Below are 22,423 nucleotides of genomic sequence, written 5' to 3'. Positions count from 1 at the left end.
ATCCAACCCGGCTTCGGCCGGGTTTTTTTACGCCTGGAATTGGATCGGAATGAGTGTTTGCTGCGAGTTGACGCGCCCGGCTGGGCCATGCGCCATGCTCAGAACTTGCCGCTACTTGCTCGCAGAGCAAGCGCTACACATGTGAACGATCAGGGATAGAAGATCTCGACGCTGTAGCCGCTGACTTTGCTGGGGCCGGTGGAGAGCAAGGCCTGCAAGTTCAGCTCCGAGCCCGGCGCCATGGCTGGTTTGTCGCTGTGCAGTTCCGAGGGGCGCAGGCTGCGTTTGGCCAGTAGTTTGCCGGAGGCATCGGTCAGGCTCAGTTCAACCCAAGGGGTGGCCACCTCGGCCTTGCTCTTGTTGCGCAAGCCGACCTGTAGTTTGTAATGGTTGCCAGCACCGGCCTGATTCAAAGCACTGGTTTCAACACTGATGGCCTCAATGTTGTGCCAGGGTTTCAGCTCGCAGCCCTTCAATTGGCACAAGGCTTCCAGTGCCGGGCGCAGGGGGGCTTGCTGTGCTGCCAAAGCATCGCGAAATTGCAGGCCGAATTGAAGCAGTAGGGCTGCAAAGAGCAAGACTGCGGTCAGTCCCAGGCCCCACTTCAAGGCAGCCCCTTGCTTGGACGATTTGGCGTCCGAGTGTTTGCGCAGAAACTCGGGCACGGGCTGGCTGCTCGTGGCCGACTCAGCCGCTGACGCGGACTTCTTGTCATCGGTCGCGGGCTTGCTCTTGCTGGCATCAAGGAGCTTGGGACTCAGCAATACATCAGGCCCATCGCCCATGTCGATGGGATCGATGGCTGGTGGCGAGACGCGCCTGCTGTCCTCCCGCGGGGCTGGTGCGACTGCGGGCTGATTGCTGGGCGAATCGTCCCACTGGGGTTCTTGCCGGGCGTCGAATTGCGAATCGAGGCGTGAGTCGTGGCGAGCCTCTGGACGTGACTCTGTTCGTGCTTCCGTTCTTTCCGCTACAAACTCGCGTGATTCGGCGGCGCCCAAGTGATGCTCTGTGGTGCTTGGGTGCTGGCTGAACCTTGAGTCTTCTTGCTGCTCATTGAAGCGGCTGTTCGCGTGGCCGGGCGCTTGGCTGTTGGGCCAAGTTGGAGGCTGAGCTTCCGATTCCGGCGCTTGCTCTCGGAACTGCCTGCTGTGCGGTGCTGGCTCTGCCCAATCGTCCGCGGGCGGCTCGTTAAAAGATCGCGAGTGCGGCGCTTCGATGGGTGCTGCGCTTTGCGGTGGCCATGGAGGAGGGGCTTCGCGGTCGATGTCGAACAACTGCTCGCGGGCATCGAACACTTCGGCGCAGCGGCCGCATCGAACCCAGCCTTCGGAGACGCGAAGCTGATCTTCCACCACCCGAAAGATGGTGCCGCAAGCGGTACAACGGGTGGCGAGACTCATGGCGCAATCATGCCATGAGTCTGCCCGATATCCTGCGGAAGTGACCGTGGACTTGAGGCGTCACGCTTGAATTCAGGCGCGCTGCGCCGTCATCAAGATCCAGCCTTCTTCTTCGTCGCTGACCTCGAGCTTCAGCCAAGGCGCATAGGCTTCCTTCAACTCATCGGCTTGGCGCGCCAGAATGCCAGCCAAGACCAGATGGGCGCCGGGTGCCAAGTGGGCTGCGAGCAAGGGTGCCAGTAGCTTCAAGGGCGTTGCCAGAATATTGGCCAGCACCAAGGGGTACTCGCCATGCGCCGCATCGGGCATGGCGGCCTTCAGCGTGACCTGATTAGCCTTGGCGTTATCTTGGCTGGCCGTGATGGCGGCCGGGTCAATGTCCACCGCATCAATGTTTTGTGCGCCGTGCAGGGCGGCGCCAATGGCCAAGATGCCAGAGCCGCAGCCGTAGTCCAGCACGCGGCTCCATGTGGGGCTCAAGGCGGCGTGCTGGGCAATCCAGCGCAAGCACATGCGTGTGGTCGGGTGGGTGCCGGTACCGAAGGCCAGGCCCGGGTCCAAGCGCATCACTTGCTTCGCTTGTTCGGGCGCTTGATGCCAGGACGGAACAATCCAGAACTCAGGCGTGATTTCCACCGGAGCAAACTGCGACTGGGTCAGGCGCACCCAATCTTGCTCGGCCACTGCTTGAATGGCTTGCACATGAACATCGGCAGCCCAGTCCTGGCTGAGGATCAAGGTCGCGCACTCGGTCGCTTGGTCTTCATCCGGGAACAAGGCCTTGACGACCGAGCGCTGCCAGCCGCCCTTGGGCGCTGGCATGCCGGGCTCGCCGAATAAGGCTTGTTCGGCATCGGTGTCGGCATCGGCGTCTTCCACCGACACCGCCAAAGCGTCGAGTTCCATCAAGGCGTCGCTGACGACTTCAACATCGTCCTCGCCGCAAATCAGCAGCAACTCGTGCAGCGTCGCTGGGTTCGGATCTTGTGCTTCGCCGCTCATCGCTTGTGCTGGCTCATCCAGCCCTCGAGGTAATGGATGTTGGTGCCGCCCTCGACAAACTTGGCGTCCACCATCAACTCGCGGTGCAGCGGGATATTGGTCAAGATGCCTTCCACCACGGTCTCTGACAAGGCGATGCGCATGCGCGCTAAAGCCTGTTCGCGAGTGTCGCCGTGCACGATGATCTTGCCGATCATCGAGTCATAGTGCGGCGGCACCGTGTAGTTGGTGTACACATGCGAATCCACCCGCACGCCAGGGCCGCCGGGCGCGTGCCACATGGTGATGCGGCCAGGCGATGGTGTGAACTTGAAGGGGTCTTCTGCATTGATGCGGCATTCGATCGAGTGACCACGCATCACGATATTGCGCTGGGTGAAGGGCAACTTCTCGCCGGCCGCCACCTTGATCTGCATCTGCACGATGTCAATGCCCGTCACCAGTTCGGTGACCGGATGCTCCACCTGCACGCGGGTGTTCATCTCGATGAAGTAGAACTCGCCGTTCTCGTACAGGAACTCGAAAGTGCCGGCGCCGCGGTAGTTCATCTTGCGGCAAGCGGCAGCGCAGCGGTCCCCGATTTTCTCGATGATGCGGCGCGGGATGCCGGGAGCCGGCGCTTCTTCCAGAATCTTTTGGTGGCGACGCTGCATGGAGCAGTCACGCTCGCCCAACCACACGGCGCTCTTGTGCGTGTCAGCCAAGACCTGGATCTCAATATGGCGAGGGTTCTCGAGGAACTTCTCCATATAGACCTCGGGGTTGCCGAAGGCGGCACCGGCTTCGGTGCGTGTCATCTGCACTGCATTGACCAGGGCGGCCTCGGTGTGCACCACGCGCATGCCGCGGCCACCGCCGCCGCCAGCGGCCTTGATGATGACCGGGTAGCCGACCGAACGGGCAATGCGGACGATTTCCTTGGGGTCATCGGGCAAAGCGCCTTCCGAGCCGGGCACGCAGGGCACGCCAGCGCGAATCATCGCCTGCTTGGCAGACACCTTGTCACCCATCATGCGGATGGATTCGGGCGTTGGGCCAATGAAGGTGAAGCCGCTGCGCTCGACGCGCTCGGCAAAGTCGGCGTTCTCGCTCAGGAAGCCATAGCCGGGGTGAATCGCTTCGGCATCGGTCACCTCGGCGGTGGCGATGATGGCCGGCATGCTGAGGTAGCTTTGCGAAGAGGCTGCGGGGCCAATGCAAACTGCCTCATCGGCCAACTTGACGTACTTGGCGTCCCGGTCGGCTTCCGAGTAAACGACCACCGACTTCACGCCCAACTCGCGGCAGGCGCGCTGAATGCGCAGCGCAATCTCGCCTCGGTTGGCAATCAAAATCTTTTTGAACATCGCGGATCCTTATTCGATGACGAACAAGGGCTGACCAAACTCGACCGGCTGGCCGTTCTCGCACAAGATCTTGGTGATCGTGCCGGTCTTGTCGGCCTCGATCTCGTTCATGATCTTCATCGCTTCGATGATGCAGATCGGATCGCCTTCTTTGATCTGTTGACCGACTTCGCCAAAAGGCTTGGCGTTCGGGCCGGAGGCGCGATAGAAAGTGCCGACCATGGGCGACTTGACGATATGGCCGGTTTCGACCGGAGCGGCCACGGGCGCTGCGGCCGCCGGGGCAGCGGCTGCGGCCACTGGGGCTGCGGCCACAGGCGCTGCGGCGGGCGCGGCCATCATCATGGGCACGGCGACTGAGCCGTCCGACTTGACGATGCGCACCTTGCCATCGGCTTCGGTGATTTCAAGTTCAGAGATGTTCGACTCGGACACCAGGTCGATCAGGGTCTTGAGCTTGCGCAGATCCATAGGGTTTCTCCAGCGAGATTGATTATTGTGTTTTGTTGACTAAACGGCATCGTCCACCGACGCCTCGGCTCAAATCGAAAGATTCAGACGGGGCTGCGGAGCTTCTCAATCGCGTAACTCAGGGCCAGTTGATAGCCCTGGGCGCCCAGCCCGCAAATCACGCCATCGGCGAGTGCGGAAAAAAAGCTGTGCTGCCGAAATGCTTCGCGCTTGTGGATATTGGACAGATGAACTTCGACAAAAGGCAGGGCCACTGCAGCTAGCGCATCGCGCATGGCCACACTGGTGTGGGTGTAAGCCGCCGGGTTGATGATGATGAACCGGCTGCCGTCACTTGCTGCGGCCTGAATGCGGTCAACCAAAGCGCCTTCATGGTTGCTTTGGAAGGATTTTAGTTCAATCCCCGCATTAGCTGCCTTTTCGGCGAGATCAGCATCGATCTGCGCCAAAGTTTGCGAGCCATACACCCCCGGCTCGCGGGTGCCGAGCATATTGAGGTTGGGACCATGGATAACGAGAATCTGCATCAGCGACGCGGTGTGACCCTGCTTGGCGCTTGATGCGCCGGTTAGAGTGAAGACACTAGAAGCGGAAAAGGGCGAACTTTACGCGTTTTAAGCGGACTTCGACGCAAGACGCCAGAAATAAATCGCTTGACCCCGGCCGGCAGATGCGCTTGCCAAACTAGGGGGGTGTCAAGCCGCCTCAAGAATGCTTGGCCGCCATTTGCTGCAATTCGGCCAAGCTGGTGACCCCCAATTTGCGCCAAACAATCTCGCCGGAAGCGCCAAATGCCACGCTGAAGGGCAGGCCTCCCTGGCTGTTGCCGAGTTTGCGGCTCAAGTCCGTGCCGGTCAATCCGGCCAAACCCATTGCTAAATCGACCGGAACTTTCTTCAAGAACTCGCGCACGGCGCTCGGCGCATCGACCGCCAAACCCAGGACTTGCCAGCCCTTGGATTGGAATTCGCGCTGAAACTGAGCGATTTCGGGCAGTTCTTTGACGCAGGGCGGGCACCAGGTGGCCCAGAAGTTCAGCAGCAAAGGCTTGCCACGCAAGCTGCTGGTCAGCAACTCGCCACCGTCGAGCTTGTCGAAGCGGCTGAGCCAAAAGGTCTGGGCCGGGGCTGAAAGCGCTTCGGGCTGGCGCTTCAAGGCGGCGCCCACGCCCAGCCCGGCGGCGCCAAGGCCAGCGGCGGCCAATAGCAGCTTGCGCCGCGGACTTGCGGTGATCTCGGACTTCATGCGTTCTCCATCAGTTTGCGCAGGGCGGCCAGATCCCCGCGTTCGCTGCGGCCTTGCGAGTCGGTCTTCAAGGCGCCGCGCAAGTCGTCAAAATCCAAAATGCTCAGGTGCAGGGTGACATGTTCGCCCAAGGCCCGGCAGGGGGCGGACAGCGAAAGCACATCAATCTCGCGCCCTCGGGCATTGCTGGTGGCGCCGACTTCATAGTCCACGCCTTGGTTGATCAAGGCAATTTCGGCCGATTTGCTGTCATCGCAGTAGAGCTGCAAGTGGATATTGGACAAGCGCGTGGCCGTGCCCCGCCACACCGCGCCGCAAAGATGCGGCCGAAACTCGGCCAGCCGCTCCATCCAGACGGCCGCCAACTCGCGCAGCGCGGCCAATTCGGCCGGCTGGGTGTCGGCGCAGAACAGGGCCAGATAGTCGCGGACTTCCTCTTCCAATTCGTCGTTGCTCGGCAGCGGCGCGCGGCCATTGCGCGGCAAGCCTAAGGTTTTCAGGGCTCTTTGTTTGGCGGGGCCGTATTCCAGCCCTTCTTCGACGACCAGACGGGCGGCGGTGGCGGCGATTTCGGCGGTGATGGTGTTGTCAGAGGGCATGGAAAAGCTCAGGGCAGCTCAACCGCTGGCATGCGGGCTTCGATGGTAGCGGCGCGCGAAAGCACATAGGGCGAGGAAGGGCGTTTCTCAAAACGCTTGGGCGCCGGCAGCATGACGGCCAGCCGGGCAGCCTGCGCCGCAGACAACTGCTGTGCATTCACCCGGAAGTAGTGGCGCGCAGCGGCCTGAGCGCCAAACACGCCTTCGCCCCATTCGACATTGTTCAGGTAGATCTCCAAGATGCGCGCCTTGCTGAGCATGGCTTCCAACAGCAGGGTGATGACGAACTCTTGCCCCTTGCGCGCCAGATTGCGCTCGCCACTGAGGAAGAGGTTTTTGGCCAGTTGTTGAGTGATGGTGGAGCCGCCGATGATCTTGGGCGGCCGCGCCGCCGCGCGGGCCTTGGCGGCCGGGCTGGCCTGGGCAACGCGCTTCTCGGCCTTGGCTTCTTCGCGCTGGTTGCGATTCCAGGCTTTCTCCAGCGCCTCCCACTCGACCCCGCCATGTTCGACAAAGCCGGCGTCCTCGCTGGCGATGACCGCACGTTTCAAGTGTTTGGACAGGGCGTCGTCATCCACCCATTGCTGGCTCCAGGCGATGTGCTGCTGTTCCACAGCCAAGCGCCAGGCTTCCGAGCGCTGAAAGGTGGTGGACTGCGGCGCCAGCACATTCATCAAGGCAATGCGCCCTGCGAAGTAGAGCTGCAAAGCCAAGACGCCCAGCAGCAGCAAGGCCAGCAAGCGCAGCAAGAAACGCCCGAGCAGCTTCATGCGGCCGGCTTCTCGTCCACGCTTTGGCGAAGCGAGCGCAAGACCGGCGCGGTGTCGGGTCGGCGGCCGCGCCAAATCTCAAAAGCCTCGGCCGCTTGTTCGACCAACATGCCCAAACCGTCGCGCGTCTCGGCACCATGGCTGCGCGCCCAGTTCAAAAACGGGGCGGCGGCGGGGCCATACATCATGTCCACCACCAGGGCGCCAGGCGCCAGCACTTCAGGGCCGACCGGCACTGCGGCGCCAGCCAGGCTGGCACTGGTGCCGTTGATCAAGACGTCAAAACCACGGCCGCAGTCTTGCAGGCTGGCGGCGCTGAGCTTCACGCCCATCTCGTCGGCCAAGGCTTGGTGCGCGGTGATCAGCGACTCGGCCTTGTCCACGCTGCGATTCGCCACTTGCACTTCTGCGGGCTTGGCCCCAATCAAACTGCCCAAGACGCCCGCCGAGGCGCCGCCAGCGCCGAGAAGCAACACACGGCGGCCGGCCAGCGGGCGCTGGGCGTTCTGTTCGATGTCGCGCAGCAGGCCGGCGCCATCGGTGTTGTCACCGAACCAGTCCTCGGCGTCAAAGCGCAAGGTGTTGACCGCGCCGGCCAACTGGGCGCGAGGGCTCAGCCGTGCGGCCAGGGCATGGGCCTCAAATTTGAAAGGCACGGTGATATTGCAGCCACGGCCGCCCGCCGCAGCAAAGGCCTGGACGGTCTCGACAAAAGCGTCCAGCGGGCACAGCAGGCGCTCATAAATCAGGCTTTGCCCCGTTTGCACGGCAAAGGCGGCGTGGATCTCGGGGGAGCGGCTGTGCGCCACCGGGTTGCCGGCGACGGCGTAGCGATCAAGTACAGAGAGGGTTTCGCTCATGGGGAGGCGGCGGGCGTGAGGCTGGTCTCCAGGCCATCCTCGTGGGTGAATCTGAAGCGTGAGGTGATCACCAGCACCTCGGCACCTTGGCGCATGGCGTTGGTGAAAGTGCCGAAGGGTCCGGCCGCGCGCACGATGGCTTCGGCCCGGCGGTCCAGCACCGGATTGCCCGAGGAGCTGACGATATCGGTCTCGATGACGCGGCCTCGCTGGTTGACGTGGATATTCATCGTCAGCTCGCCGTACAGCTTCTTGCCTTTGTACTCCGGGAAGTCGCGGGTGCCGCGCGCTTCGACCCGGCGCCTCAGCGCGTCGTAATACTGGGCGTAGACCACCTCGCGGGTGGCGGGGCTGACATAGCGTTTGCGCGGCCTGGCGCTTTCTTCGTTGACGCGCTTTTCAATCTCGGCCAGCAACTGCACCAATTGGCGGCGTCGCTCCACCTGTTCTTGAGACGCCGCCTCAGCGCGCTCGCGCCTGGGGTCGGGGGAGGGCATGGCGGCCAACTCGCGCCGCACCAGGGCCAACAATTGCTGCTCTTGCTCGCGCAGCTGGGCGATTTGGGCGCGTTGCGACTCGCTGGCGTCGCCCACTTCCATCAGCTTGGAGGGCGGGAGGGGTGAGGTGGAGCGGCCGCTTTCTTGGTCGCCGCCACCGGCCAGATTGGCCTGCGCCAAGGCCAGGGCCTTGGCGGGCGATTCGTCCGAGCGGGTGTTGACCAGCACCACCTCCAGCGGCGTGTCCTGAAAAATGCGGTTGAAGCGCTCCGGGTCCACCACACGCAAGCTCAACAGGGCGCCGTGAACGCCCAGCGAGATCAGCAATGCGAGTTGGAGGGTGGAGAGCTTGCCGGCCATCGTCAGGTCGGGGTCGCCTCGGGGCTGTTGGGCGAGGCGCCTTCTTCTTCCAGCGGCGCCATGTCCAGCGCCAGGGTCAGCGGGCCGGCGCCTTCCTCTTCATCTTCGCCTGAGTCTTCGTCGGTCGCGGCTGGCAGGGCTTCATCCAGGCGCTCGATCAGTGTGGCGTGCACATCCAGCGTCATCTCGTCGGTGCCGGTGATGCGCACCCGCACATGGGCGCCGCGCGCGAGCGGTTCGCAGCCCAGGGCCTTGAAGACCAAGGGCAGCTCATCGGCGCGCACCAGGCCGTCTTTCATGACGGTGGCGGTCAGCTCGGTGATCTGGTTCTGCGCCAAGTAACGCAGCGTCCAGAAACGCTCGATGCCGTTTTGGAAGCCGTTGTAGGCGGCATAAGCCGCATCAAAGCCCGAGATGATGGAGAACAGATTCGCGTCCTTCGGCTTGAAGGGCGCCACCAAGGCGGCAGTGCGGCCATTGCGCACGCAGGCAATGATCTGCCACTGGTTCACCAAGTCCACATAGCGGCGCAGGGGCGAGGTCGACCAGGTGTACTGGGCCACGCCCAGGCCGGCATGCGGCTGGGCGCGCGTGCCCATGCGCACCTTGACGCCAGGCGCCATGCTGGCCTGGCTGCGGTAGATGCCGGGCAGGCCCATATCGTTCAGCCAGCCGCCCCAGGTGGAGTTGGCCAGAATCATGGCCTCGGCGACGATCAAGTCCAGCGGCGCGCCACGGCGGCGGGTGCTGATGCTGACGATCTCGCCGCCCTTGGGCTCGTGCTCGCCATTCGAGTCGAGGCGGAAGTTGTAATCCGGCCGGTTGAAGTTCTCCGGCTTGCCGCGCACCACCTCGCGCTGCGCCTTCAAGCTGTTGGCCAGGCGGAAGGCAAAGGCCAGTTCGGTCGCAAAAGCGTAGTCGGCCGGCGCTTCGCCGGTCAGCGTGGCGGTGGTGATCACCTCGTCCAGCTTGTCGTGGCGCAGATTGGCGGTGATGGGCACGCGCTCCAACTTGGTCTCGCTGCGCTTCACCGCCAGCGTGGCTTCGTCCAGCGTCACATACAAAGACACGGCCGGGCAGGCGCGGCCTTCGATCAGGGTGTAGGCCTGCACCACCTCGTCCGGCAGCATGGTCAGCTTCCAGCCCGGCATATAGACGGTGGACAGGCGCTCGCGCGCCACCTTGTCGATGGCTGAGTCGGGCGTGAAGGCCAGGCCAGGCGCTGCGATGTGGATGCCGAAGATGACCTCGCCCGTGCCCAGGCCTTGCACCGACAAGGCATCGTCGATTTCGGTGGTGGCCGAATCGTCGATTGAGAAGGCGCTGACGCTGGAGAGCGGCAACTCGTCCTTGATTTCCGGCGCGCTCAGGGCCGGGAAGCCCACGCCCTTGGGGAAATGCTCGAACAGGAAGCGCTTCCAGTGGAACTGGTAGGCGCTGGTGATGGCGCCGGCACCTTGCAGCAGGTTCAGCGGCGCTTTGTGCGAACGCTGGGTGGCCAGCACCACGGCCTTGTACTCGGGGCCATTTTTGTCGGGCTTGAACAGAATTTTGTAGATCTGGTCGGCAATCGGCGTCGGGCAGCGGCCGGCCACCAATTCGGTCGCCCATTCTTCGATCTGCAGCGCTTGCAGGCGCTTGCGCTCCAGGCCCAGCAAGGCGGCCTTGACCACTTCCTCGGAGGCTTTTTTGAACTGGCCCTTGCCGGCACGGCGGAAGTAATGCGGCGCCTCAAAGCAGCGGAACAGGGCGGCGACTTGGTGAGCCACGCTGGCCTTGGCGTCGAAATACTCGCGGGCCAGATCGGCAAAGCCGAACTCAGCCTCGGGTGCGAACTCCCAGGCCAAATCGAGATCGATCTCTTGCGCCAAGCGCTGGCCCTCGGCGATCAATTCGGCCGGGCTGGGTTTATCAAATTTGAGCAGCACATTGGCTGCCTTGACCTTGACGCGCTTCCCCGACTCCAACTCGACCTGCATCGAGCTATCGGCTTCAGACATCACGCGGCCGGCGAGAAATTTTCCGGCTTCATCGAACAGTGCAAACATATGAGCGGCATTGTCGCTGATCGCCGGGCGGGGGCTTGTCACATGCGCTGGAAGCGCACGCCGCGCACCTGATCGCTGTCATAGACAAAGCCTTGCAAGCGGCCCTGCGCGTCGCGCTCCAGGCGCAGCGTGAAATTCAAGCCCTGCCACAGGTCCGGGCTGAGGGCCTGCAAAACGGGGTCAGCCAAACCGCGCGAGCGCAGGATCAAACCTTGGGTACCTTTGCGCACTAGCTCCCATTGGGTGTGCAGCTCGGGGCTCTGGTAGCGCCCCACTAGGCTCTGCAAGCTGGCTTCGTCTGGCAGGTAGTTGGCGAGTCGACGAAACACAAGAGGGCGCTCGATGCCCGCTCTGCGCAGCATCAATCCCTCTTCGCTGCGCGTCATTTGCGTTCGGCCGCTGCTTGTTTGCACCTGCTCAGCGTTCAGGGCCTGCAGCGGGAGCATCGCGTCACCGGCGTTCCATTGCAGTTGCCCCTTATCGTCGAGTGTGAGCATCAAGACTTCGCTGCCTTGATCTTCCAGGTAGCGGCCCACAAAGCCTTGGGCTGCGGCCGGCGACAAAGCCACGCTCGGCGGCGCAGGGGGCATGGGCTGCAAATGGCGCGCCAGCACCAGATCAGCAACCTGCTCCGCCAGACCCACGGGGTCGGCTTCGGCGCTGTTGCAGGTCAGCGCCAGGCCGAGATGCTGCTCCGGGAATCTCAGATAGACGGCCCGGTAGCCCGCCCATGAACCATCGTGCTGAATCCGCGTCAAACCGCGGTAGTGGTCGCGCTCCAGCCCGTTGGCATAGCCCAGCGTCTGGCCATTGCTCAAGTGGCCCGGGGTCTGCAAGGTGCGCAGCAAATTGGGGGGGAGTACGGTCGGCTGGTCCAGTTCGGCATCCCACAGGGCCAGGTCTTGCACGGTGGACTGCACCGCGCCGTCGCCGGGCTGATTCCAGTTCGCCATATTGATCACGTAGCGGTCTTGCTGCAGCCGATAGGCACTGGCGCGACGCGGCACCACTTGGGTGTGGTCAGTGCGGACATGGGTGCTCGCCATGCGAAGCGGTTTGAAAACGCGTTGCTGCAGCAGCGCGTCAAGACTTTGCCCGCTCACCCGCTGGGCCACCATGGCGGCAAGAAAATACCCGCTATTGCTGTAGCTGTAGCGGCTGCCGGGCGCGAAATTGAGTCCGCGCTGGGCGATCAAAAGGCGCAGGGCGTCCGCATCTTCGGTGACGTCTTCTTCCTTATAGCCGGCCAACAGCATCAGCTCGTTGTAGTCGCGCAGCCCGGCCGTGTGCCAGAGCAGTTGCTGCAAGCTGATCGTCACGCCCAGATCGGGCAACTCCGGCAGGTAGCGCCTGACGTCATCGTCCAAGCTCAGCTTGCCGTCGCGGGCCAGCATCAGCAAGGCCAGCGCGGTGAACTGCTTGGAGGTGGAACCGATGTCAAACACCGTGTTCGGCTGAATGCGAACGCCATGGTTCAGCTCGGCCAGGCCGTAGCCGCGTGCGTAAAGCATCTTGCCGCGACTGAATACTCCGAGGGCACAACCGGGGCTCTGCGAGGTGAAGTCGGAGAAGACTTGGTCGATGCGCTTGGGCTTCAGCTGAAAGTCTGGCGTGCTGCTCGCGGCCTCAACTTGGGCCAAAGGGCTCAGGGTCAGCGAAAGGGCAAGGCTGCGCAAAAGCACTTGGGGCATGCGAGTGTGGAGCTTGTTCTTCATGGGCGCTGGTTTCTTCGACGCGGTCACTTGCATGGTTCTCAGCGGGCGGCTTCGCAGCCTGGGCCTGCCCCAGCTTCAGGGTCGGCTCGGCGAGGCGGCCGGATGATAGCGCTGGACATCACTTTCAGACCCAGCCTTCATCGTGCGTACACTGTTTCGCTTCGAATTCGCCGCTACCGCGGAAGTCAGTTCTGAACGACAGGCCAAAAATGAAACCCAGCATCCTCATCCAGTCCGCCCTTGTTGCCGCCCTTTGCGCTTCGTTTGCCGCACAAGCGCAAAGCCCTTATCCCGCCACACCGGTCAAGCCCGTGACCGATGTGTATCACGGCACCTCGGTGGTCGACCCCTACCGCTGGATGGAGGATCAAAAGTCCCCCGAGATGCAGGCTTGGATGCGCACCCAGGCGGATTACGCTGCCGGCGTGCTGGCTGAATTGCCGGGTCGGGCCGCCTTACGCGCACGCTTGGGCGCCCTGGCCGATGCGGGCGAAAGCACCGGCGGCTACGAAATGGTGACGGGCCGCTTGTTTTACTTCAAGCGCAAGCCCGGCCAGAACCAGGCGAGCCTGTGGATTCGCGAGGGTCTGGAAGGCGCCGAGCGCGAGCTGCTGGACCCGAACAACTTGCCGGGTGAGCCCGGCAAGCATGCCGTCGACTGGAACAGCGTCTCGCCGGACGGCAAATTGATGGCGATTGGCCTGTCCAAGGGCGGCTCCGAGAACAGCGTGCTGCGGGTGCTGGACACTGCCACCGGCAAGTTCCTGGCCGACACCATCGATCGCACCGGCCTGAACGAAGGCGGCATGGCCTGGTTGCCCGATGGCAGCGGCTTTATCTACAACCGCCACCCGGTCGAGGAGCGCTACAACAAGAGCGCGCTGTTCCTGCACATCCTGGGCCAGGACCCGGCCAAGGATGTGGCGGTGTTCGGCTGGGAAGCCAATAAAAAGATCAAGTTCGAGGTGCCCGACCTCTTCCATGTGCATGTCAGCAAGGGCTCGCCCTGGGTGCTGGCCGAGGTCTTGCACGGTGACGCGGCGGAGCGCTCCTACTGGGTGGCCAGCCTGGACCAGGTGCAAAAGCTGGGTGGTCAAGCGGCGTGGCGTCAGGTGATCTCGTCCAGCGACAAGATCACTCGCGCCGCCTTGGCCGGCAGCACCGTCTATGCATTGAGCCAAAAGAAGGCCTCGCGCCGGGATCTGCTGAGCCTGGACCTGAAGACCGCCAAGCCGGCCTTCAAGACCGCGATGGCCGCTGGTGAGAGCGTGCTGCAAGAGCTGATGCCCGCTGAAGATGCGGTGTATGTGAAGTCCTTGGACGCGGGCGTTAGCAAGCTCTGGCGCGTGGCGCACGCACATGGCAAGTCGGCTCAAGTGGGCACGGTGGCCCTGCCGTTTGAAGGCACCTTGCGCAATGTGACGCCGCTGAAGGGCGGCGAGTTGCTGGTCTTGCTGGAAGGCTGGACCCAAGCGCCGCAAAGCCTCTTGCTGCAAGCCGGCGGCAAGCTGGACGCCCCGGCCCGCAAGCTGGACATTCAAAAGACCTTGGCCGTGGATGCTTCGGGTGTCGACGCGCGCCGCGTCATGGTCAAGAGCCATGACGGTGTGATGGTGCCGCTGTCCATCCTGGCGCCCAAGGGTGTGGCTTTGGACGGCAAGCGTCCCACGGTTCTGACGGCTTATGGCGCTTACGGCATCACCCAAGAGCCGCGTTTTGGCGCGACCCGCTTGGCTTGGTTGGAGCGCGGCGGCGTGCAGGCGGTTTGTCATGTGCGCGGCGGCGGCGAGCTGGGTGAGGAATGGCATCGTGGCGGCTATATCGCCACCAAGCAAAACACGGTGTCGGACTTCATCGCCTGCGCCGAATGGTTGATCGCCAACAAATACACCTCGCCCGCCACCCTGGCCGGCACCGGCGGCAGTGCCGGCGGCATCACCATCGGCGGCGCGGTGACGCAGCGGCCGGAGCTGTTCGCCGCGGCGCAAAGCGCGGTGGGCTTGTCCGATATGTTGCGCATGGAATTGACGCTGAATGGCGCACCGAATATTGCCGAGTTCGGCACGGTCACCAACCCGGCGCACTTCAAGAGCATGTATGCGATCAGCCCTTATCACCGCGTCAAGGACGGCCAGAACTATCCGGCCGTGATCGTTACCACCGGTGCGAACGACCCGCGTGTGGAAGCCTGGATCCCGTCGAAACTCGCCGCTCGCATGCAAACCGCCAACCCCGGCAGCTATAAGACCCGCCCGGTGATTCTGCGCGTGGACTTTGAAGCCGGCCACGGCATGGGCTCCAGCGTGGCGCAGCGCCTGGACGAAACCGCCGATGTGTGGAGCTTCTTCCTCTGGCAGTTTGGTGATGCTGCGTTTGCGCCCAAGCGTTGATGGGCTGGCCTGATTTCTTCAGGCGTCTAGACCTTTAGCCAAAGCAGGGTCCTCATCCAGAGGGCCCGGCTTTTTTCTTGCCCGGCGCTTTGCGATTTGCGCCAGATCAAGGGCTTTGCATGCAGAGGGTCTGCTAAGGCCGTATTCAAGCGGCTGTAACGCCCTTGTCACGCGGCACTGAACATACTGGCCAGGCCCTTTATTGCGAGCCGTTTTGTTCCGGCCACCATCATGCAAAAGTCCGACGCCGTCGCTTCCCTGGGTCAGCACAGCCTGCTCTTGCCCGCCTGGGTCAAAACCGCCTTGCTGGCCAATGATCGATTGAAACTGTGCCTGACGGTCTTGCAAGCCGCCGCCAACCACGCCATGGCGCCTAAAGAGGCTTTGCCGGATTTGCGCCACGAGATGGCCGCAGCCAGCCTGGACGCCGCCTGGCTGCGCGAGATGCCGGCCCAGGCCAGCCGCGAGGGCGAAGACGTGCTCTTGCCCGAGCTGCCGCGCCTGGCCGCCCAACTGGCCGAAGACCTGGCCTTGATGGCTCGGCCCCTGTTGCAAATCGAAATCGACCGCGCCACGCGCGAGCGAGTGGCGCGCTGGACCGCGAGCCTGGAGGCCGTGCAAGACGAACTGCTCAGCCCTGCCTTGCTGCGCAGCCTGAGCCATGGCCACCGTGCCAAACATGGCGAGGCTGCGGACGACAGCTTGCACCTCTTGGTGATGGACCTGCACAAACAGCTCAACCAGCTGGCCGCCAGCTTGGCCAGCGAGCTGATTGAGGGCGCCCATGTCTGGGCCTTGGAGGAGGGCGATCGGCCCCGTGTGGCCGCTTTCATGCGCGGCCTGCAGCGCACCGCGCCTTTGAAGTTTGACCACCCCGGTTTGGACACGGCCGCCACCCGCGACGGCGAGCGCTTGCTGATCCAAAACGATATCGGCACCAATGATGCGCATGTGCTGGTGCTGCAGGTGCAAGGTTTGAGCATCAGCCTGACCTATTCAGATCTGCACAAAACCCGTTTCGAGTTTTTCCAGGCGCAACTGGCCGCTTATGGCGGGCAATGGTCCGTGCCGGAGGCGCGCGTCTCGGCGGGGCTGAATCAAGGCGAGGCCTATCAGTTGGGCACCGCTCGCTTTGCGGCCGAGGACGAAGCCCAGCTCTTGTGGATGTTGGAGGGCGTGGCTTCGCGCATCGTCTTCTTGATCGACTGGAACCGAGCCCGCAAGCGTCTGCTGAACTTTGTTGGCAAGCGGGAGGCGATTGCGGTGCTGGCCGAGGCGGCCCGGCTGGAAGTGGGCCATATGGCTTGGCTGAAAGCGGGCGGCGAGCGCATGTTGTTCGAAGCCATGCAGGCCCTGGGGGCTGATGCCTTTCGCATTGGCGATCGCCTGGACGAGGTCTTGGGCGAGAGCGGTGCGCAGGTCTTTTTGATCGAGGTGCTGCGCCTGGCTTCACACGCCTTGCTGCAAAACCAGCCCAGCGCTCTGGTGGCCGATGAAGCCCGCTTGCTGCTGGCGCGGCAGTTGCAACAGCGTGCGCCCGAGTTTGACCTCTTGGCCGAGCACGCCGCCTATTGCCAGACCTTGGCCGAGGGCATCAGCCAGGCCCTGGCGCATGGCTGGGAGCAAGACAAAGACGCCGCCACCAAGCTGGCTCAGCGCGCCAAGACCTGGGAGCGCCAGGCTGACCATTTGGTCATGCAGGCCCGCGAGCGAGCGCGTCGCCAGCCGCGCTGGGCCGCGTTTGCGAACCTTTTGCAACCGGCGGACGATGCCGCCGACGCGCTGGAGGAATGCGCCTTCTTGCTGAGCTTGATTGCCGATCATCATCACCAAGGCTGGAACCGCGAGCTGCGCGATTTGCTGTCGCAGCTGGCGCAAGCGGTGCTGCATGCGACGCAAGAGCAGGTCAAGGCGGTGGCCGTGGCGCGTGGCCTGAATGCGGCCAGCGAAGCTGCCGAGCATGATGAGTTTGTGGCCGCCACCTGGCAGGTCTTGCGTGCCGAGCGCCAATGCGACGAGTTGCTGCGGGCGGCCAAGCGCTGCATGGCCGCTGAGCTGACCAACGCGGCCGCGCTGATGTTGGTCAACGACTTGGCCAATCAGTTAGAGCAGGCTTCGGATCGCTTGCTCAATGCGGCCTATGCCATGCGCGAGCTGGTGTTCAGCAAGACCGAGGTGGGCGCATGAAGGCCAGCAGCACAGCGGCCTTGCCGCCGGATCTCTTTCTCTTGGGCTGCGCCGGCCAAACAGCGCTGGCCCAGGCCAGCCCGCAGCGCCTGGGCTTCAAGGCCTTCAATCTGTTGCGTATGGCGCAGATGGGCCTGCCGGTGCCGCCGGCCTTTGTCTTGGGCACGCAGTTCTGCGCGGATGCGGAGAAGCGCAGCGAGGCAGCGAGCCCCGAGACCTGGGCGAGCGCGCTGCAAGCTTTGGAGTCGGCCAGTGGCGCGCTGCGTTTTGGCGATGCGGCCCGGCCTTTGCTGCTGTCGGTCCGATCCGGCGCGCCGGTGTCCATGCCCGGCATGATGGAAACCCTGCTCAATATCGGCCTGAACGACGCCACGGTGCAGGGCCTGATTCGCCAGACCGGCAATCCGCGTCTGGCTTGGGACGCCTACCGCCGTTTGATTGCCAGCTTTGCCGAGGTGGTGGGCGGCCTGCCCGCCGAACTGTTCGAGGACGAGTTGAAGCGCCTGTGCGCGGGGCGCGATGAACGCCAGCTCGACTTTGCCGAGCTGCGCGGCCTGACGCAGCGCTTTTTACAGCTTTACCAAGAAGCCGCCGGCAGCGCCTTTCCGCAGTCGCCGCAGGCGCAGCTGCAACAGGCGATTGCGGCTGTTTTCGCGTCTTGGCAGTCCGCCAAGGCTTGCAGTTACCGTGCCGCTCATGGTGTTGCCGATGCCATTGGCACGGCCGTCACCGTGCAGGCCATGGTGTTCGGCAATGCCGGCGCGCGCTCGGGCGCAGGGGTCGGCTTCACCCGCGACCCGCGTAGCGGCGCGCCCGGCCTGTGGGTGGATTTCTTGTTCAATGCACAGGGCGAAGACGTGGTCTCGGGGCGTCGCAGCGCTCAGGGGCATGAACAGTTGCAGCAGGTTTTGCCTCAGGTCTGGGAGGAACTGCAGCAAGCTTGTGGGCGCCTGGAGCGCCAGATGGGCGAGATGCAGGAATTTGAGTTCACCGTGCAGGAGGGACGTTTGTATTTGCTGCAGACGCGCGACGGCAAACGCAGCCCGCAAGCCCAGGCCCGTATTGCGCTGGACCTGTGGCGCGAGGGTGTGATCGGTCAAGCGACCGCCCGGCAACGCTGTGTGGGCCTGGACGCCGAGGCCCTGCAGATCAGCCGCGTACTCGCCGCCGATGGCCAAGCGCTGCAGCCGCTGGCGCGTGCGCAGGCGGCCAGCAGCGGGGTGGTGACCGGACGCATCGTGTTGGACGAAGCCGGCGCGCTGGCGGCCCAGGCGGCCGGCCAGCCGGCTGTGCTGTTGCGGCGTGACGCTGAAACCGCCGACAGCGCCGCCTTGGCGCTCACTTTGGGCCTCTTGACCCAAAACGGCGCCCGCACCTCGCATGCCGCCGTGGTGGCACGGCAGATGGGCAAGGTCTGCCTGCTGGCCTGCGAGGGCATGCAATTGGACGAAGCTGCGCACGAGGTTCGTTTTGGCGAACGCCTTCTGCGCGAAGGGGATTGGATCAGCTTGGATGGCAACGAGGCCTGTGTCTATGCCGGTCAGGTGCAAACCGAGCGCTGCTGCCCACCCGGACTGCTGGATGAGTTGGCGCAGTTGCGGCGAGACCTGGTGCCGGCACAGACCGAGACAGCGGAGATTCTTCGGGTTTGAAACCTGGGTGTCTTGCCGGCTTGCTACCATTGCCGCCGCTCAATCCACCCATGAAGAAGGCCTGACGATGATGAAGTCTCGTATCAATTTGAACGCCATGAACGTTCATTCGGCTGCTGCCAGCCTGTGCCTGAGTTTGTTGGCCCTAACGGCCAATCCAGCGGGTGCTGCCAGCTCCACCGCTTCGTCGGCTGCCGAGGGTGCCAGCAGCGCCGCCAGCAGCGGCTCCAAGTCTTCGCAGCAATCCAGCGCTTCGTCCAGCAATGAAAAGACCGCTTCGGCGGGTGACTACCGCATCATCGATGTGGCGGCCGTGCCCGACCAGGCCGGTATGGTGCGCCTGCAGTTGCAAGCTGCAGCGTCGCAAGGACAAGCGCAGGAACTGGCTTTCTTGGTGCTGCCGCAGAAGACTTTTGAGAAGACCGGGCTGAGCACCGGCCAAATGGTCACCGCTCGCGAACACGCTTACGGCCTGGAGTTTGCCGACCACAAGACCAAACAAGCCTTCTTCCTGGTCTTGACCGACGAGTGGTACCGCGAACTGAACAGCCAGAGCCTCGTGCTCTGAGTGAGGGGCATTTCACAGCCGGTGCGGGCCTGTGTTGCGCTCTTGTTGAGCGCAAGCTCCGCTGGAGCCTTGGCCGGCGGACTGCGATTTTGTGAGCAGCCGCCGCAGCTGGATGCGGGTCAGCAAGACAAATTGCTGAGATTTGCCGCGGTGGTCAAGAGCGAGCTCGATCGTAGCGGCCATGGCGTGGCCTTGGTGGCCCGGGCTGGCACCGAGCTCGGGCGTTTTGGCATGCGCTACTCGCATGCCGGCTTTGCACTGAAGGCGAGCGAGAACACGCCTTGGTCGGTGCGGCAGCTGTATTACGCCTGCGATCAGGCTCAGCCGCGCCTGTATGACCAGGGCTTGTCCGGCTTCCTCTTGGGCGCCAATTCGAAAGAAGTGGCTTTCCTGTCGGTGCTGCTTTTGCCGCAGCCGCAGTCGGCGCACATCGAGCGCGCGGCCCTGGACCGCCGGCATGCGCTGAGCCTGCTGGCCCCCGACTACAGCGCCAATGCCTATGCTTTCAGCACCCGCTATCAAAACTGCAATCAGTGGGTGGTGGAGTTGCTGGCCAGTGTTTTTGGTGGCTTGGCTGGGTCGATAGAAGGGTCGGGGCAGGCGACGCAGGATTTGCGAGCGCAGGCCCAGGGCTGGTTGCAAGCGAAGGCCTACCAGCCGGCCACTTTTGATCTGGGTTTTCAGCCCTTGCTTTGGGCCGCCGCGGCGGCGATTCCCTGGGTGCATAACGATGATCACCCCGGCACCGATCAGCAGGCCGGCCGCTATCGCGTCAGCATGCCGGCCGCCATTGAAGCCTTTGTTCAGACCGCCATTCCAGGTGCCCAGCGCATCGAGTTCTGCCACACCCAGCAGCAGGTGCTGGTGCGCCGCGGCTGGGGGCCAGCGCTTGCCCAGAGCTGCCAGGCCGAGGCCGGCGATGAGGTGATTCGCCTGGACTAGCCGTGGCTGGCCGCGAGCGCAGCCAAAGCGAGCGAGCCCAGCCGTGCTTGAGCACTGTCGCTGCGCCCATTCATGGCCACCGGCTGCGCCGCGCCTAACAGCACACTGCAACTGACAGCGCCGGCCATGTACTCCAGCAATTTACCCAAGAGACTGCCGGACTCCAAATCCGGCACCAGCAAGATGTCCGCATCACCGGCCACGGCTGAGTTCATGCCGTGCAGCCGGGCGGCTTCCGGGTTGATGGCATTGTCAAAGGCCAAGGGCCCGTCCAAAAGCGCGCCTTCGATCTGCCCACGCTGAGCCATCTTGCATAGGGCCGCGGCGTCCAGGGTCGAGGCGATGCGCTCGGACACGGTTTCCACTGCCGACAAGAGCGCCACCTTGGGCTGGGCCAAACCGGTTGCATGGGCGAGGGTGATGGCGTGGCGCAGGATGTCGGCCTTGGCTTCCAAGTTGGGATGCAGATTGATGCCCACATCGGCGATGAAAAGCGGCTTGCTATAGGTTGGGATGTCAAAGCGTTGGATCTGAGCCAAGCGCTGCCCACTCGGCTTTGCGGGTGTGGCCTGCAAGGCTTGCAGCAGCTCTTCGCTGGACAAGCTGCCTTGCATCAGCAGGGCCAGCTCGCCTTGAGTCGCCATGGCGCAGGCCTGTTCGGCGGCGGCATGGCTGTGCGGCGTGGGCATGAAGCGGCAGCCGTGCAGGTCCAGGCCTAGCTCGTCGGCCAGGGCGCGAATGCGGGTTTCGGGGCCGAGCAACAGCGGCTCGATCAGGCCTCGCGTCTGGGCCATCAAGGCTGCACTCAGGGCTTCCGCATTGCAGGGGTGGACCACGGCGCAGGGCAGTGGCGCGGGCAATTTGATCTGGCTCAGCCATGCGTCGAGTCGTGCTTCGGCGTCGAACAACTGCATGACCGGCAGCGCTGGGCGCGGTCTCTCGATCTTGTGGCGCGGCGCCAGCACGGTGGCCATGCCGCTGATGACGGTTTGGCCTTTTTGATTGCAGGCTTCGCAGCTGAGCTTGACCACGCCCGAGTCGTCGAGCTTCTCCATCACCGTCAGCACAATGGTCAAGGTGTCGCCCACATGCACCGGCCGCGCAAAGCGCAAGGTTTGCTCCATATAGATGGTGCCAGGCCCTGGGAACTCATTGCCAAGCACCGAGGAAATCAGCGCTGCGCCCCACATGCCATGGGCAATCACGCCGTGAAAGCGCGTGCCTTCGGCGTACTCGGCGTCCAGGTGGGCAGGGTTCACATCGCCCGACACCAAGGCAAAGGCTTGAATGTCCGTGGGCTGGAGGGTGCGTACCAGGCGTGCGCTTTGACCCAGCGCTAACTCCTCATAGGTGCGGTTGCGCATCCAGTCGCTGCGCAAGAGATCGGGTGCATTCATGCGATCAGGCTCCAGGTGGGATGAAGCGCCAGGCCGACTCTCGCGAGCAAGAGCCGGGGGCGACGCCATGCCTTGGAGCATGAGATCAATGCATGTCAGTCACATGACGAGAAGCGCTGGCCGCGCGCGCATCTGCGCTGGCTTTGAGCGAGATCAAGGCTGCGGGTGTGGGACGGGCAAGCGCAGGAATTGGCAGAGATCGGCCAGATAGTCCTCAAAGTCGCTCAAGCCATGGTCGCTGCCTTCCAGCAGCGAGATGCGGCCGGCTTGGTAGCGGGCGTGCATTTCGCGCCAGTCCAGCACTTCATCGCCCTTGGCCACCACGGCCAGCAGGCGCTGCGGGGCGCTGCTGTTCGGGACTCGAATCTGCCGCAGTTGTTCGATGAACTCGGCCTTAAAGAAAAACCGGTCCTGCGGGTCTTGCCAGCAGCTTTGCTCGCCGATGTGTTTCTCGAGGTCGCGGGCCGGATCGACGGCCGGGTTCAGTAACACCGCGCGGCTTTGTTGGAAGCGCGGCCACTCGGCCAGCACGGTGGCGTAAAAGCCGCCCAGCGAGCTGCCCATCAAAGCGCTGGTGTCGTGGGGCCAATCGCGAGTGAGCGTCTCCAACAAGTCCATGGCCTCGGCCGGGGAGGGTGGCAGTTGCGGGCAGGCAAAGACCAGATCGCGGCGGTGCTGCGCCACCCATTCACGCATGCGCAGTGCCTTGGCGGAGCGCGGCGAAGAGCGGAAGCCGTGCAGATAAAGCAGATGGGTGGTGCAGCTGTCTTGAATGGAACTCATGAGCCGCAGTCTAGCTCCGTGTTAACCCTGGCTGCTGTGACGACTTGCGACGAATCACGGGGTTCAGGGTCTGAAACGCGGCTCTTCGCATTGACGGGTTTCGCGCGCGCGGTCACAGTTGCCGACTTTATGATTTGCTCGTCCTGTTGGCAGACTGGGCCACCCGCCCTGTGCCGCCGACCGGACAT

At 63.6% G+C, this 22,423-nt stretch carries 19 protein-coding genes; 5 read left to right on the top strand and 14 right to left on the bottom strand.

Annotated features, from left to right (window positions below; translation table 11 throughout):
* Positions 1–149: 149 nt before the first annotated feature.
* From LNV06_RS08695 to LNV06_RS08640, 12 genes are all read right to left on the bottom strand, one after another.
* On the bottom strand, positions 150–1,403 hold the full coding sequence (locus LNV06_RS08695; RefSeq protein WP_263537865.1) for a DUF3426 domain-containing protein: 1,254 nt from the start codon (positions 1,401–1,403) through the stop codon (positions 150–152).
* 72 nt (positions 1,404–1,475) lie between these two features.
* Positions 1,476–2,369 (bottom strand): 50S ribosomal protein L11 methyltransferase, encoded by an 894-nt coding sequence (gene prmA, locus LNV06_RS08690; RefSeq protein ID WP_263538331.1) that lies wholly within the window; start codon positions 2,367–2,369, stop codon positions 1,476–1,478.
* Positions 2,370–2,401: 32 nt separating this feature from the next.
* Positions 2,402–3,751 (bottom strand): acetyl-CoA carboxylase biotin carboxylase subunit, encoded by a 1,350-nt coding sequence (gene accC / locus LNV06_RS08685; RefSeq protein WP_263537864.1) that lies wholly within the window; start codon positions 3,749–3,751, stop codon positions 2,402–2,404.
* A gap of 9 nt (positions 3,752–3,760) precedes the next feature.
* Positions 3,761–4,222, bottom strand: a complete 462-nt coding sequence (gene accB / locus LNV06_RS08680; RefSeq protein WP_263537863.1) for an acetyl-CoA carboxylase biotin carboxyl carrier protein — start codon at positions 4,220–4,222, stop codon at positions 3,761–3,763.
* 83 nt (positions 4,223–4,305) lie between these two features.
* Positions 4,306–4,749: a type II 3-dehydroquinate dehydratase gene (gene aroQ / locus LNV06_RS08675; RefSeq protein WP_411970089.1), complete on the bottom strand. Its 444-nt coding sequence runs from the start codon at positions 4,747–4,749 to the stop codon at positions 4,306–4,308.
* A 178-nt stretch (positions 4,750–4,927) separates the two neighbouring features.
* Positions 4,928–5,467, bottom strand: a complete 540-nt coding sequence (locus LNV06_RS08670) for a TlpA disulfide reductase family protein (protein WP_263537862.1) — start codon at positions 5,465–5,467, stop codon at positions 4,928–4,930.
* Complete coding sequence (locus LNV06_RS08665; protein ID WP_263537861.1) at positions 5,464–6,066, bottom strand: hypothetical protein; 603 nt, start codon at positions 6,064–6,066, stop codon at positions 5,464–5,466. The genes LNV06_RS08670 and LNV06_RS08665 overlap by 4 nt, the downstream gene beginning before the upstream one ends.
* 8 nt (positions 6,067–6,074) lie before the next feature.
* Entirely contained in the window at positions 6,075–6,836 is a 762-nt protein-coding gene (locus LNV06_RS08660) for a transglycosylase domain-containing protein (RefSeq protein ID WP_263537860.1), read from the bottom strand.
* Positions 6,833–7,696 carry a shikimate dehydrogenase gene (aroE, locus tag LNV06_RS08655; RefSeq protein ID WP_263537859.1) on the bottom strand — a complete coding sequence of 288 codons (864 nt, stop codon included), beginning with the start codon at positions 7,694–7,696 and terminating at the stop codon, positions 6,833–6,835. Before aroE ends, LNV06_RS08660 begins: the two co-directional genes overlap by 4 nt.
* Positions 7,693–8,553, bottom strand: coding sequence for a cell envelope integrity TolA family protein (locus tag LNV06_RS08650; protein WP_263537858.1), 861 nt, complete (start codon positions 8,551–8,553; stop codon positions 7,693–7,695). Before LNV06_RS08650 ends, aroE begins: the two co-directional genes overlap by 4 nt.
* 2 nt (positions 8,554–8,555) lie before the next feature.
* Positions 8,556–10,601, bottom strand: a complete 2,046-nt coding sequence (locus tag LNV06_RS08645; RefSeq protein ID WP_263537857.1) for a ribonuclease catalytic domain-containing protein — start codon at positions 10,599–10,601, stop codon at positions 8,556–8,558.
* A 38-nt stretch (positions 10,602–10,639) separates the two neighbouring features.
* The gene (locus LNV06_RS08640) at positions 10,640–12,316 is read right to left on the bottom strand and encodes a serine hydrolase domain-containing protein (protein ID WP_263537856.1); all 1,677 of its coding nucleotides are present in this window, start codon (positions 12,314–12,316) and stop codon (positions 10,640–10,642) included.
* A gap of 209 nt (positions 12,317–12,525) precedes the next feature.
* On the opposite strand from LNV06_RS08640, the gene LNV06_RS08635 reads away from it, so the two are divergent.
* From LNV06_RS08635 to LNV06_RS08615, 5 genes are all read left to right on the top strand, one after another.
* Complete coding sequence (locus LNV06_RS08635; protein WP_263537855.1) at positions 12,526–14,706, top strand: prolyl oligopeptidase family serine peptidase; 2,181 nt, start codon at positions 12,526–12,528, stop codon at positions 14,704–14,706.
* Between the two features lie 231 nt (positions 14,707–14,937).
* Entirely contained in the window at positions 14,938–16,893 is a 1,956-nt protein-coding gene (locus tag LNV06_RS08630) for a DUF47 family protein (protein WP_263537854.1), read from the top strand.
* Entirely contained in the window at positions 16,890–18,545 is a 1,656-nt protein-coding gene (locus tag LNV06_RS08625; RefSeq protein WP_263537853.1) for a PEP/pyruvate-binding domain-containing protein, read from the top strand. Before LNV06_RS08630 ends, LNV06_RS08625 begins: the two co-directional genes overlap by 4 nt.
* A 67-nt stretch (positions 18,546–18,612) precedes the next feature.
* Positions 18,613–19,113, top strand: a complete 501-nt coding sequence (locus LNV06_RS08620) for a hypothetical protein (protein ID WP_263537852.1) — start codon at positions 18,613–18,615, stop codon at positions 19,111–19,113.
* A 45-nt stretch (positions 19,114–19,158) separates the two neighbouring features.
* A complete protein-coding gene (locus LNV06_RS08615; protein WP_263537851.1) occupies positions 19,159–20,055 on the top strand; it encodes a DUF2145 domain-containing protein in 897 nt (298 codons plus the stop codon).
* Here LNV06_RS08615 and LNV06_RS08610 read toward each other — a convergent pair.
* Entirely contained in the window at positions 20,052–21,452 is a 1,401-nt protein-coding gene (locus LNV06_RS08610) for a bifunctional enoyl-CoA hydratase/phosphate acetyltransferase (RefSeq protein ID WP_263537850.1), read from the bottom strand. The genes LNV06_RS08615 and LNV06_RS08610 overlap by 4 nt on opposite strands.
* Before the next feature lie 153 nt (positions 21,453–21,605).
* Entirely contained in the window at positions 21,606–22,235 is a 630-nt protein-coding gene (locus LNV06_RS08605; protein WP_263537849.1) for a YqiA/YcfP family alpha/beta fold hydrolase, read from the bottom strand.
* Positions 22,236–22,423: the final 188 nt, after the last annotated feature.

Source organism: Paucibacter sp. Y2R2-4 (assembly GCF_025717535.1).
Taxonomy (GTDB): Bacteria; Pseudomonadota; Gammaproteobacteria; order Burkholderiales; family Burkholderiaceae_C; genus Paucibacter_A.
Note: the sequence above shows the minus strand (reverse complement) of the source record. Positions and strands in the feature narration are given on the sequence as shown.